The following is an 11,836-nucleotide window of genomic DNA, read 5'->3' as shown; positions in this document are numbered from 1 at the left end:
TGATAGACTTATCCACAGCTGCTAACTCAAAACGCAGCGACCAGCCCTGGGTCACATTTCGATCAGCAGGCTGGGTCAAGATTCAATCAGCGCCAACAGAACTGATAGCTGATAGCTGATAGCTGATAGCTGATAGCGCATGGCGGATAACTGATTGAGGCCGATTATTTCTCCGCTTGAGATATTTTGTGTTGAGTTTCGTGTTGATCAAGGTCGCCCCGGCGGCCTTATTTTTTTTCGCTGTAGCGCTGCACCATGGCCGCGATAGCGTTTTTCAACGCATCGTTGCCCGAGGACTGCCCTAGTTCATTCATCAACGACGAGAAGGCCGAGACCGCCTTCGAGGGAAAGTGGAGCTGCTTGACCGGTGCCGGTTTGTTGAGATGTTGGCTGACTTGCACTTTGATTCGGATTGCATTAATCTGCCAATTCACACTTTGCAGTTGGCTTTGCAGGCGCGGCAATTGCTGCTTCAATTTTGTTGCAAGGGCTGCGTTGGGGGCCGATAGCACTAGTTGCCCGTCTTCGAATTGTAATACTTCGCAAGCACTGAACATGGATGGCAGTTCGGCGGCACATTGTTTTTGCAGTGTCGCCATGCGCGTGACAGCCGGCAGAAGCGCAGCCATCTTGTCATTTCCCCGTAAAAAATCTGCGGCGTCCCGGGATGTCTGTACTGGCGTCCTGGAGCCACTGATGGCTGGCCGGAAAGATGAAGATGAGAGTCTACGCATTATCCTGAAACGATATCACAACTGCGGCGCGGCCAACGACTTCCAGAGGCAACAATGCAGCTAACTGCTGCATCCGCGCTTTAATCGCGCCAAATCTATCACATTAGGCGCCAAACACCTGATGCTGATGATCGCCGCATTTCTGCTGGCAGTCTTGCTCGCGACCCTGTTATTGTATGCTGTCACTGCCCGGTATGCGGGCAGTCTGCCCTTGCTAAGTTCGGTGATTGCCGGTAACGCGGCTGCGGGGGTGTAAGACAAAGATAAGTATGTGAAGGAAAACCTGGCGGCCATGGCGGTCAAGCTAGGTGAAATGCAGGCGCAGATCATGCGTCTTGATGCGTTGGGCGAACGGGTTCAGCGCTTGGCCGGCGTTAAGCCGGAGGAGTTCAATTTTAAGGAATCGCCTGGCCGCGGCGGTGCCGAGCCGACCAATCTGGATGCCGCTCACCGGCCGCACGATCTGACCGTCATTGAGTTCCAGCAGGCGCTGGCAGCGATGTCGCGTGACATCGGTTATCGTACCGATTACATGAACGTGGTCGAAACCGTGCTGATGAGCGACAAGATCAAGTCCAAATTATTACCGACCAACCAGCCGGTCAGCGTCAGCTACAACTCGTCTAGTTTTGGCTGGCGGCTTGATCCTTTCACCGGTCGCAGCGCTTTCCATGAGGGGCTGGACTTTCCCGCTTCAGTCGGCACTCCGATCGTTGCCGCCGCTGCAGGCGTGGTCATTGCTGCCGAATATCATCCCCAATACGGCAACATGCTAGAGATTGATCACGGCAACGACATCATTACCCGCTACGCACATGCTTCGCGCCTGCTGGCCAAGGTCGGCGATATCGTGCAGCGCGGCCAGCATATCGCGGATATCGGCACTTCGGGGCGCTCGAATGGCCCGCATTTGCATTTCGAGGTGAGGATCAAAGGCGTCGCGCAGGATCCGCGTAAGTTCCTGAACGCAGGCACTGATCTGGCCAAAATAACAGCCCTGGCCGGAAAATGATGAAATTGTTGTGGTACTGGCAATGTAGCCAGGAATAGTAGTCAATGTGGAACGACTACGCGGGACAATTTGCGCAACTTGCTATTGTTTCCGGCCGTATAACCCCAATGTGTCGGGGACGGCATGATAAAATTCTCCGATTATTTAGCCACAGCCCGGTTTCGTGTCAATCCATGAGATGGTCACGGAATGTCGCCGGCGCTCTTTTTTAGAATCCAAGCATGTCATTACTGACCCAGATTTTCGGTAGCCGCAACCAGCGTCTGCTCAAACAATATAAAAAAGTCGTCCGCCAGATCAACGCGCTTGAGCCAGCTCTCGAGAAGCTGACCGACGCTGAGCTGCAGGCTAAAACGCCGGAATTCAAGCAACGCATTGCAGGCGGTGAAAAGCTGGATGATCTGCTGCCGGAGGCGTTTGCGGTGTGCCGCGAAGCTGGCAAGCGGGTCTTGAAAATGCGTCATTTCGACGTGCAACTGATCGGCGGCATGGTTTTGCATTACGGGAAAATTGCCGAAATGGGCACCGGTGAGGGCAAAACGCTGATGGCGACTTTACCCGCCTACCTGAACGCCTTGTCCGGCAAGGGCGTGCACGTCGTCACGGTCAATGATTACCTGGCACAGCGCGATGCCGAGTGGATGGGGCGCTTGTACGGTTGGCTGGGGCTCTCTACCGGTGTGAATCTGTCGTCGGTTGAGCATGACGCCAAGCAAGTTGCCTACGCCGCCGATATAACTTACAGCACCAACAACGAATTCGGTTTCGATTATCTGCGCGACAATATGGTGTACGACGCCGCCGACCGCGTGCAGCGCACCCTGAATTTTGCCATCGTCGATGAGGTCGACTCGATCCTGATCGACGAAGCGCGTACTCCGCTGATCATTTCCGGCCAGGCTGAAAACCATACTGATCTGTACTACAAGATCAATCAAGTACCGCCGCTGCTGATCCAGCAAATTGGTGAAGAAACTCCTGACGGCAAGGGCAAGATTGAAGTGCCGGGCGATTACACCAAGGATGAGAAGGCGCATCAGGTCTTGCTGACCGAGGCCGGTCACGACAAGGCCGAGCAGATTCTCACCAGCATGGGTTTGCTGGCCGAAGGCGCATCGCTGTACGACGCCGCAAATATTAGTCTGATTCATCATTTGTACGCCGCCTTGCGCGCGCACGCGTTGTATTTTAAGGACCAGCATTATGTGGTTCAGGGCGGTGAAATTGTCATCGTCGACGAATTTACTGGCCGCATGATGACCGGTCGCCGCTGGTCGGACGGCTTGCACCAGGCGGTGGAGGCCAAGGAAGGCGTCAAGATTCAGAACGAGAACCAGACTCTGGCGTCGATCACTTTCCAGAACTATTTCCGCATGTACGGCAAGCTGGCCGGGATGACCGGTACCGCCGATACCGAAGCCTATGAATTCCAGGAGATCTACGGCCTGGAAACGGTTGTCATTCCACAGAACCGGCCGAACCAGCGCAAGGATCGTCAGGATCAGGTCTACAAGACGTCGCAGGAAAAATACAATGCAATGCTCAAGGATATTCAGGATTGCTATGAGCGCGGCCAGCCGGTATTGGTCGGTACCACCTCGATCGAAAACTCGGAGCTGCTATCAGGCATTCTGACCAAGGCCAAGTTGCCGCACAACGTGCTCAACGCCAAGCAGCATGCGCGTGAGGCAGAAATTATTGCGCAGGCCGGCCGGCCGCAGGCCGTCACCATCGCTACCAACATGGCCGGTCGCGGCACCGACATCGTGTTGGGCGGCAATGTCGAGAAACAAATCCAGTTCATCGAAGCCGATCCAGCGCTGAGCGACACTGAAAAGCAATTGCGCTCCGATAAGCTGCGTGACGAGTGGCAATCGCTGCATGACCACGTGGTCAACGCTGGCGGTCTGCATATCATCGGCACCGAACGTCACGAATCGCGCCGCGTCGACAATCAGTTGCGCGGTCGTGCCGCCCGTCAGGGCGATCCGGGTTCTTCGCGCTTCTATTTGTCGCTGGACGATGCGTTGCTGCGGATTTTCGCCGGCGACCGCGTGCGTGCGATCATGGATCGTTTGAAAATGCCGGAAGGCGAGCCGATTGAGGCGGGTATCGTTTCGCGTTCGATTGAGTCGGCGCAACGCAAGGTTGAGGCACGTAACTTCGATGTTCGTAAACAGCTCCTCGAATACGATGATGTCGCCAACGATCAGCGCAAGGTGATCTATCAGCAGCGTAATGAGTTGCTGGGATCGCAGGGCGTGTCAGAGACTGTCGCCTCGCTGCGCGAAGGCGTGTTGGTCGACACTTTCCGCACCTATGTGCCGCAAGACTCGCTGGAAGAGCAGTGGGATATTCCAGCCCTGGAAGCCAGTTTGGCCAGCGAGTTGCATCTGGAAGTGTCGCTGGCCGATATGCTCAAGACCGAGCCGAACCTTGCTGACGAAGAGTTGCTGGAACGCGTGCTGAAAAAAGCAGAGGAAACATATTCCGCCAAGACGGCAATCGTTGGTAAGGAATCGTTCGCCGGTTTTGAGCGCAGCATTATGTTGCAAAGCGTCGACAGCCATTGGCGTGAGCATCTGGCGGCGCTGGATCATTTGCGCCAAGGTATCCATTTGCGCGGCTATGCCCAGAAGAATCCTAAACAGGAATACAAGCGCGAAGCGTTTGAATTGTTCGGACAGATGCTCGACTTGATCAAGAATGAAGTGATCAAGGTGGTCATGACGGTGCGCATCGAAAGCCGCGAGGAAATCGCTGCGGCAGAAGAAGGGCTGGCGCAATCGCACGTTGAGAATGTCCATTACCAACATGCCGACTTTGATCCGAATGCTGCTCCGGAAGCTTTGTTGGCGCCGACTGCGCGCAGTGAAGAATCTCAGCAGAATGTCAACGCAGTGCCGAAGGTCGGTCGTAACGATCCGTGCCCTTGTGGCAGCGGCAAGAAATACAAACAGTGCCACGGCCAGTTGATTTAAGTTGACATGAACGTCCGGTGATCAAGAAGGGGGGTAACCCGCCCTTTATTTTTTGCGCGGCAGAGGTGTTCTTGGCGTCCCGATCCGCTTTAAAATAGGCCGCCGAAACCACGGCTCCCTTGTTTAATTTAATCGCGGCGAACAAGCGCCGTCAATATTCTTACCTAGTTATCAAGGACTCTCATGGCCGTTAATTCTCCTATTCCTGTCGCCGCCGACCTGCTTCCTGTACCCGGCATCGAACTCGGGCATGCCGAAGCGGGCGTGCGTAAAGCGAATCGCAAGGATGTACTGGTCATGAAACTTGCGCCAACCGCTACGGTAGCCGGCGTATTCACGCAGAACCGCTTTTGCGCTGCGCCGGTACAGGTCAGCAAGGCGCATCTGGCCGCAGCCGACATTTCCGGCGAACCGATTCGCGCGCTACTGATCAATACCGGCAATGCCAATGCCGGCAACGGTGAAGCTGGCCTGGCTGCGGCTAACGCCACTTGCGAGGCACTGGCCGAGCTGCTGGGCTGTCATGCTGCGCAAATTCTGCCATTCTCGACTGGCGTGATTCTGGAGCCGCTGCCGGTGGAACGCATCACCGCAGGGCTGCCGCAAGCAATTGGCAACCTGCAGGCTGACAACTGGTTCAACGCCGCAGAATCTATCATGACGACCGATACCCAGCCAAAAGCCGCTTCACGGCGCCTGATTATTGATGGCAAGACGGTAACCATGTCAGGCATCAGCAAGGGAGCTGGCATGATCAAGCCAAATATGGCGACCATGCTGAGCTTCCTGGCGACCGATGCGAAGGTGGCTCAGCCGGTGCTGGAGCACATGGTGCGTCAAGCTGCCGACCGCTCGTTCAATTGCATCACCATCGATGGCGATACTTCGACCAACGATTCCTTCATGCTGATCGCCACCGGTGCCGGTGAACTTGAAATCAATAGTGTCGACAGCCCGGAATACGCGGCGTTGGCAACTGCTGTTACCGATATCTCGCAACATCTCGCGCAGATGATCATCCGCGACGGCGAAGGCGCCACCAAGTTCATCACGGTCACTGTGGAGCAGGGCAGCAACGTCGCTGAATGCCGCAAGATCGCCTATTCGATCGCCCATTCACCGCTGGTCAAGACGGCCTTCTTTGCTTCGGATCCCAATCTGGGCCGGATCCTCGCTGCAATCGGCTATGCCGGTGTCGATGACCTGGATGTCAGCAAGCTCGACCTGTACCTGGACGATGTATTGGCGACCAAGAACGGCGGCCGTAATCCGCAATATCAGGAAGCAGACGGCCAGCGAGTCATGAAGCAGAGCGAAATTACCGTGCGCGTGCAACTGCGGCGCGGCGATGCCGCAGCGACCATCTGGGCTTGCGATTTGTCGCATGATTATGTGTCGATCAACGCCGACTATCGTTCTTGAGCGAGTTTGTACGACGGCGTGTTGAGAGTGTGTTGCACGCCGCTTTCAACACCCGATGCTCGCCTCAGGTAGGCATCTCGAATGCAGCACGGCCGCTGCGACGAATAATATTCACCCTGCGCCGATCTGCTTTGCGTCAGAATGGTGTTTATTGATCATCATTCATTCTTGACATCTAGCGCCATGACTCAATTAGAGCAATTCCTGATTCGTGCCGACGCGCTGTTGGCGCGTCTTGAAAACATGTTGCCAGCAGCACACGCGGCGCCTGACTGGCAAGCTGCGACAGCCTTCCGTTGGCGCCATAAGGGCGGTGGTGGCGGCCAGGCAGGCGGCTATCTGCAGGCGGTCGGCCATATTTCCAATATCGCGTTGTCGGATTTGCACAATATCGACATCCAGAAGCAGCAGATCGATCAGAATACCCGTCAGTTTGTAGCGGGGCGGCCGGCCAACAATGTATTGCTGACTGGCGCTCGTGGCACCGGTAAATCTTCTTTGATAAAAGCTTGCCTGAACCAGTATGCGGATCAGGGGTTGCGGTTAATCGAGGTGGATAAGGACGATCTGGCGGCGTTGCCCGATATTGTCGATCTGGTGGCATCGCACCCCGAACGTTTCATCATTTTTTGCGATGATTTGTCTTTTGAGGAAGGTGAGAGCGGTTATAAGGCGCTGAAGGTGGCGCTCGACGGCAGCATTGCCGCCCAATCGGACAATGTGCTGATTTACGCTACCTCCAATCGCCGCCATTTGCTACCGGAACGGATGTCCGACAACGCCGGTTATAAAACCACTAAAGATGGTGATTTGCATCCTGGTGAAACGGTAGAGGAAAAAATTTCACTGTCGGAGCGCTTTGGTTTGTGGGTGTCGTTTTATCCGTTCAAGCAAGACGATTACCTGGATATCATTGCTCATTGGTTAAGTCATTTCGGCTGCACCGAAGAACAAATCGCCGAGGCTCGTGCCGACGCGTTGCGCTGGGCTTTACAGCGTGCTTCGCGCTCAGGCCGGGTGGCTTGGCAATTTGCCCGCGACCATGCCGGCCGTATGGCGTCCGACACCGATTAGCGGGTAACCGCAGGTCTGCAATCGGTTTTGCAAGATAGCGCGTTTTGTTTGATTTGTTTGATTTGTTTGATTTGTTTGATCTGATCGATTTTATGGTTTCCTGGACTGGCCTGAGCTCCCCATCATGACTACATTATCTGTTGCACCAGTCAATGTTGCAGTTGGCATCTTGATGAAGCCAAACGGCGACGTGTTGCTCGGGCAAAGGCCTGCCGGCAAACCGATGGCCGGATATTGGGAATTTCCGGGTGGTAAAGTTGAGTCCGGCGAGTCGATTTTCGGAGCGCTCAAGCGCGAACTGTTGGAAGAGTTAGGGGTGGAGATTATATCCGCCGAGCCTTGGTGTGGGATCGAACACCAATATCCTCACGCTCACGTGCGCCTGCATTTTTACATCAGTCGAGATTGGCGCGGCGAGCCGCAGAGTTTTGAGGGGCAGGCATTTTCGTGGCAAGGCAGTGTCGGTGTCGAGCCGCTACTGCCAGCGGCGATCCCGCTGATTGAGTGGCTTGATGAATTACGTAGCGAGTGCGCAGCCTGAAGGAACGGGGGCGCCAGGGTTCAGGCAGTTCTCGCGTGGCGGCTTTTGCGTGGGTTTTTGGGTTGCGTCGATTGTGATAGGCCGAAATTGCCGCTAGTTGGTCATTTGAGTTGGTTTGTTTGCTACTGCGGGATTTTCCCATCCTCATCCAAATCATCCGGCAAATTCACGGCTGGAATCGTGTATTTCTCTTCGGCCCAGGCGCCCAGATCAATCTGCTTGCATCGCTCCGAGCAAAATGGCCGGAACCGATTCGTGGCAATCCATTCAACCTTGGTGCCGCAGGTAGGGCAATCGACAGTCGTAGTCATATAAATCTATTCAAATTCACATTAAAAATTACACAGGGTCAGTTCAAGCGGCACATCGCCTTCATACGCCTTGGGTTTGAGATCGCCTCCCTGCGAGGTGAAGCGGACCCACAGCATGTACTTGTTTGCCGATATTTCAGGAATCGCGGCCAGTGGCTCATCAATAATCAAGCGCAGCATTTGGTAGGATTTGCCCTGTAGCATTTGCTGGTAACTACCGTTTTCAGCGTTTATTTTTACTGAACTTCCGGTTTCTCGGAGTAGTCGCAATACGATGCCGATAGCGTCGAACAGCGGCGCCAGTGGCGCGAACCAGCCGATGATGTCGGCATAGCGCTTTTCAGCCGGATGCTGCTGCCAGGCGTAATAAGACGGCAAGTCAAATTCACAGGCCCCGCCGGGAATGATGGTGCGGCCGCGGATGCTCATCAGCCATTCATTGTCGCGAATGTGCTGGCCGGTTTTGCCTTGGGCGGCCATTAGCGAAGTACTGACACGATCAAGTTCCTGCAATATCGCGTCCAGCATGTCGGGTGCAACATTAGGATTGGATTTAAATCCAAGCAAGGTTTGGCGCTGCCGTTCCAGTTCCTGCAGCAGGTCCGACTTCAAATCCGCGCGCCCGGCCACCTCCAGCATCTCAAATATGGTGGAGAGAGCGATATGGTGTTGCAGGGGATTTTCTTGTTGAACGAAAAACACGAATCTTTCGTGCAGGTCCTCCAGCCGCAACAAGGTGCGGATACGCTCGTTGAAAGGATATTCGTAGACAATCAAAGTGACATCCCTTAAAAATTTGAGCTCGACAAGTCATGATTCTGAATGATGCCACAGGAAATTACAAATAACCTCTGAAATTTCAGGCAGATCGTCGTGTCGTCTGTCGTCTGCCGCTCAGTTTCTTTTCGCAATTTTCCACAACTTTTCGCGCGCCCGGGTAGGCGTTCGGGTGTGCGTTCGCGTATGCCTTATTTCACGCGCATCCAATAAGCGTTACACCATTTATAACAAATCAGCAAATGACAGATAACGCGTATGTAACTGCGTTATCTGCGGTGCCAGCGCCGCTTGATCTCCATCATTCAAAATCACGTCGTCGGCAGCTTGCAGGCGTTGTTGTCGGGACGCTTGCGTGGCCATGATGGCGCGTACCTGCGATTCTGACATCGCATTGCGCTGCATGACTCGTTGTATCTGGATTTGTTCGTCGCAATCCACGGCAAGTACGCGATTGACGCGGTGTTTCCAGTCGCCGGATTCGATCAATAGCGGAACCACAAAGATCAAATAAGGCCCGCGGGCCTGCTCCGCGGCGCCTTCTGTCTCGCTGCGGATCAAAGGATGCAGGATTGCCTCAAGCCGTTTCCTGGCGTTGGCGTCGGAGAACACCAGCGCACGCATTCTGGAGCGGTCCATTGCGCCACTTGCATCAATGAACGAGTCGCCGAATTCGGCGATGATCGGCGCGATAGCGATACCGCCAGCTGCGCTCAACTGGTGCGCAATGGCGTCGGTGTCGATCACAGCCGCCCCTAGCCTGGAAAACATGTTGGCAACGGTCGTCTTGCCACTGCCAATGCCGCCGGTCAGGCCGACGGAGAACCTGGGCAGCGCCTGACTTTTGTGAGCCGCATCGTGTTGCATCACGATGGCTTAGACCGCAAAGCCGAAATAAGTTTCCATGATCTTTGATCCATACAGCAGCGCCAGCAGCCCGGCAGCGGCGAGATAGGGGCCGAAAGGAATTGGTTTGTCGCGTCCGTGGCTGCCAAATACGATCAATGCAATACCCACCAGGGCACCCACCAGCGAAGAAAACAAGATAATGATCGGTAGCATTTTCCAGCCCATCCAGGCTCCTAGCGCCGCCAGCAATTTAAAGTCGCCATATCCCATGCCCTCTTTCCCGGTGAGCAGCTTGAAGACCCAATAAATCGTCCACAACACCAGATAACCTGCAGCGGCGCCGATCACGGCTTCGCTCAGGGGTACAAACATCGCCGACAGATTGACCAGCAAACCGAGCCAGAGCAAGGGCAAGGTCAGGTCGTCCGGCAGCAGCTGCGTATCGGCGTCGATAAACGTCATGGCGATCAGCAAATAAAGAAAGACCAGAGATGCCAGGCCGCTCCAGCCGCTGCCTAAGTGCCACACCATCAGCGCCGACAAGGTTGCCGTCAGCGCTTCGACAATCGGGTAGCGCGCCGAGATCGGCGCCTTGCAGGCCCGGCACTTGCCGCGCAGCGCCAGGTAACTCAAGACCGGCACATTTTCTAGCACACCGATCTGGCGCTTGCATTGCGGGCAGGCCGAACGCGGCGCTACCAGGTTGTAGCGGTCTGTGTGTGGTAGTGCCTTACCGCTTTCGTGGGCGACATAATTATCCGACTCGCGCTGCATCATGATCGGCAGGCGATGAATCACCACATTCAAAAAACTGCCGATCAACAGCCCAAAAATTGCTGCCATCAAGGTTGGCAGCAAGCTACCCGCCGCCAGAAAAAAGCTATCTTGCATCAGACCACCGATCCCAGTTTGAAAATTGGCAGATACATGGCAACCACCAGGCCGCCGATCAGCACACCCAGGATTACCATGATTAATGGTTCCATCAGGCTCGACAGGGACGCTACCGCATCGTCGACTTCGGCTTCATAGAAATCGGCAACCTTGGCCAGCATCTGATCCAGCGACCCCGACTCTTCGCCAATCGATACCATTTGTGTGACCATGTTGGGAAACACCTCGGCGTTTTCCATGGCGGCAGTCAAACTGGTGCCGGTACTGACTTCGCTCTGAATTTTTTTGGTGGCGTCCAGATAGACCGCGTTACCGGCGGCGCCGCCGACCGAGTCCAGCGACTCAACCAATGGCACACCGGCGGCAAACATTGCAGATAAAGTACGCGTCCAGCGCGCGATCGTCGCTTTGCGGATGACTGCGCCAAAAATCGGCGCCTTCAGCAACAGACGGTCCATCGTCTGTTGCATTTTGAGTGAGCGCTTCCATGATTGAAAAAACAAATATAAGCCGGCAAACAGCGTCGGAAATATGATGTACCAATTGGCAACCATGAAATCCGATATCCCCATCACAAACAACGTCGGGGCCGGCAAGTCGGCCCCGAAGCTTGAGAAGACTTGTTTGAAAGCCGGTACCACCCAAATCATGATAACTGCAGTAACCACAAATGCCACCGCCAGAATCGACACCGGATAGAACATGGCAGACTTGATCTTAGCCTTGATCGCCAGGGTTTTTTCCTTGTAGATCGCCAAACGTTCCAGCAGATCCTCAAGAATGCCGGCCTGTTCGCCGGCGCCGACCAGATTACAGAACAGGGGGTCGAAATACAGCGGATACTTGCGGAACGCCTGGCTCAGACCGGTACCGGTCTCGACATCGCCGCGGATTTCATTGACCAGTTTCGATACGGATGGATTGGCATGTCCCTTGACCACGATATCGAACGATTGCAACAGCGGCACGCCAGCTTTCATCATGGTCGCCAACTGGCGCGTGAACAGCGAGATATCCTTGTCGGAAATTTTCTTGCCGCTGCGGAAGGTCTTTTTCTTTATCTTGGTAACCAGGATTCCCTGGCGGCGCATGGTAACGGTAACCACGGTTTCGCTGCCTGCGCGCAATTCACCGCGCACGACTTTGCCCTTTTTATCCTTGCCCTCCCAAAGATAGACCCACTCCTTGACCTGACGTGCGCTTGAGGCGCTGCGTGGTGCGGCAGTTGCCATGAACTATTT

At 54.8% G+C, this 11,836-nt stretch carries 10 protein-coding genes and 1 pseudogene; 5 read left to right on the top strand and 6 right to left on the bottom strand.

Features of this window, described 5'->3' with window-relative positions; translation table 11 throughout:
- Nucleotides 1–227: 227 nt before the first annotated feature.
- Nucleotides 228–629, bottom strand: a complete 402-nt coding sequence (locus ACIQ0R_RS01430) for a DciA family protein (RefSeq protein ID WP_395822957.1) — start codon at nt 627–629, stop codon at nt 228–230.
- 169 nt (nt 630–798) lie between these two features.
- On the opposite strand from ACIQ0R_RS01430, the pseudogene ACIQ0R_RS01425 reads away from it, so the two are divergent.
- From ACIQ0R_RS01425 to ACIQ0R_RS01405, 5 genes and pseudogenes are all read left to right on the top strand, one after another.
- Nucleotides 799–1,746 (top strand): annotated as a pseudogene (locus ACIQ0R_RS01425) (M23 family metallopeptidase).
- Between the two features lie 221 nt (nt 1,747–1,967).
- Nucleotides 1,968–4,727, top strand: coding sequence for a preprotein translocase subunit SecA (gene secA / locus ACIQ0R_RS01420; protein ID WP_395822955.1), 2,760 nt, complete (start codon nt 1,968–1,970; stop codon nt 4,725–4,727).
- Between the two features lie 183 nt (nt 4,728–4,910).
- Entirely contained in the window at nt 4,911–6,149 is a 1,239-nt protein-coding gene (gene argJ, locus ACIQ0R_RS01415) for a bifunctional glutamate N-acetyltransferase/amino-acid acetyltransferase ArgJ (RefSeq protein ID WP_395822953.1), read from the top strand.
- A gap of 183 nt (nt 6,150–6,332) precedes the next feature.
- Nucleotides 6,333–7,223, top strand: coding sequence for an ATP-binding protein (locus tag ACIQ0R_RS01410; protein ID WP_395822951.1), 891 nt, complete (start codon nt 6,333–6,335; stop codon nt 7,221–7,223).
- A 124-nt stretch (nt 7,224–7,347) separates the two neighbouring features.
- Nucleotides 7,348–7,764 carry an NUDIX domain-containing protein gene (locus ACIQ0R_RS01405; protein WP_395822949.1) on the top strand — a complete coding sequence of 139 codons (417 nt, stop codon included), beginning with the start codon at nt 7,348–7,350 and terminating at the stop codon, nt 7,762–7,764.
- A 122-nt stretch (nt 7,765–7,886) separates the two neighbouring features.
- On the opposite strand, the gene ACIQ0R_RS01400 is transcribed toward ACIQ0R_RS01405, so the two are convergent.
- The 5 genes from ACIQ0R_RS01400 to ACIQ0R_RS01380 form a co-directional block, all read right to left on the bottom strand.
- Entirely contained in the window at nt 7,887–8,075 is a 189-nt protein-coding gene (locus tag ACIQ0R_RS01400) for a DNA gyrase inhibitor YacG (RefSeq protein WP_395822947.1), read from the bottom strand.
- A gap of 21 nt (nt 8,076–8,096) precedes the next feature.
- Nucleotides 8,097–8,852 (bottom strand): cell division protein ZapD, encoded by a 756-nt coding sequence (gene zapD, locus ACIQ0R_RS01395; protein WP_395822945.1) that lies wholly within the window; start codon nt 8,850–8,852, stop codon nt 8,097–8,099.
- Nucleotides 8,853–9,077: 225 nt separating this feature from the next.
- Nucleotides 9,078–9,719 (bottom strand): dephospho-CoA kinase, encoded by a 642-nt coding sequence (coaE, locus tag ACIQ0R_RS01390; protein ID WP_395822943.1) that lies wholly within the window; start codon nt 9,717–9,719, stop codon nt 9,078–9,080.
- 9 nt (nt 9,720–9,728) lie between these two features.
- On the bottom strand, nt 9,729–10,592 hold the full coding sequence (locus ACIQ0R_RS01385; RefSeq protein WP_395822941.1) for a prepilin peptidase: 864 nt from the start codon (nt 10,590–10,592) through the stop codon (nt 9,729–9,731).
- Nucleotides 10,592–11,827 carry a type II secretion system F family protein gene (locus ACIQ0R_RS01380; RefSeq protein ID WP_395822939.1) on the bottom strand — a complete coding sequence of 412 codons (1,236 nt, stop codon included), beginning with the start codon at nt 11,825–11,827 and terminating at the stop codon, nt 10,592–10,594. The genes ACIQ0R_RS01385 and ACIQ0R_RS01380 overlap by 1 nt, the downstream gene beginning before the upstream one ends.
- Nucleotides 11,828–11,836 lie beyond the last annotated feature (9 nt).

Source organism: Collimonas sp. (assembly GCF_044339385.1).
Taxonomy (GTDB): Bacteria; Pseudomonadota; Gammaproteobacteria; order Burkholderiales; family Burkholderiaceae_D; genus Collimonas.
The sequence above is the reverse complement of the archived record's forward strand: the minus strand, read 5'-3'. Positions and strand labels throughout refer to the sequence as shown.

Coding starts and splice junctions, on each gene's coding strand:
- ACIQ0R_RS01430 (WP_395822957.1), bottom strand. CDS start 629: ATGGCTGCGCTTCTGCCGGCTGTCACGCGCATGGCGACACTGCAAAAA.
- secA (WP_395822955.1), top strand. CDS start 1,968: ATGTCATTACTGACCCAGATTTTCGGTAGCCGCAACCAGCGTCTGCTC.
- argJ (WP_395822953.1), top strand. CDS start 4,911: ATGGCCGTTAATTCTCCTATTCCTGTCGCCGCCGACCTGCTTCCTGTA.
- ACIQ0R_RS01410 (WP_395822951.1), top strand. CDS start 6,333: ATGACTCAATTAGAGCAATTCCTGATTCGTGCCGACGCGCTGTTGGCG.
- ACIQ0R_RS01405 (WP_395822949.1), top strand. CDS start 7,348: ATGACTACATTATCTGTTGCACCAGTCAATGTTGCAGTTGGCATCTTG.
- ACIQ0R_RS01400 (WP_395822947.1), bottom strand. CDS start 8,075: ATGACTACGACTGTCGATTGCCCTACCTGCGGCACCAAGGTTGAATGG.
- coaE (WP_395822943.1), bottom strand. CDS start 9,719: ATGCAACACGATGCGGCTCACAAAAGTCAGGCGCTGCCCAGGTTCTCC.
- ACIQ0R_RS01385 (WP_395822941.1), bottom strand. CDS start 10,592: ATGCAAGATAGCTTTTTTCTGGCGGCGGGTAGCTTGCTGCCAACCTTG.
- ACIQ0R_RS01380 (WP_395822939.1), bottom strand. CDS start 11,827: ATGGCAACTGCCGCACCACGCAGCGCCTCAAGCGCACGTCAGGTCAAG.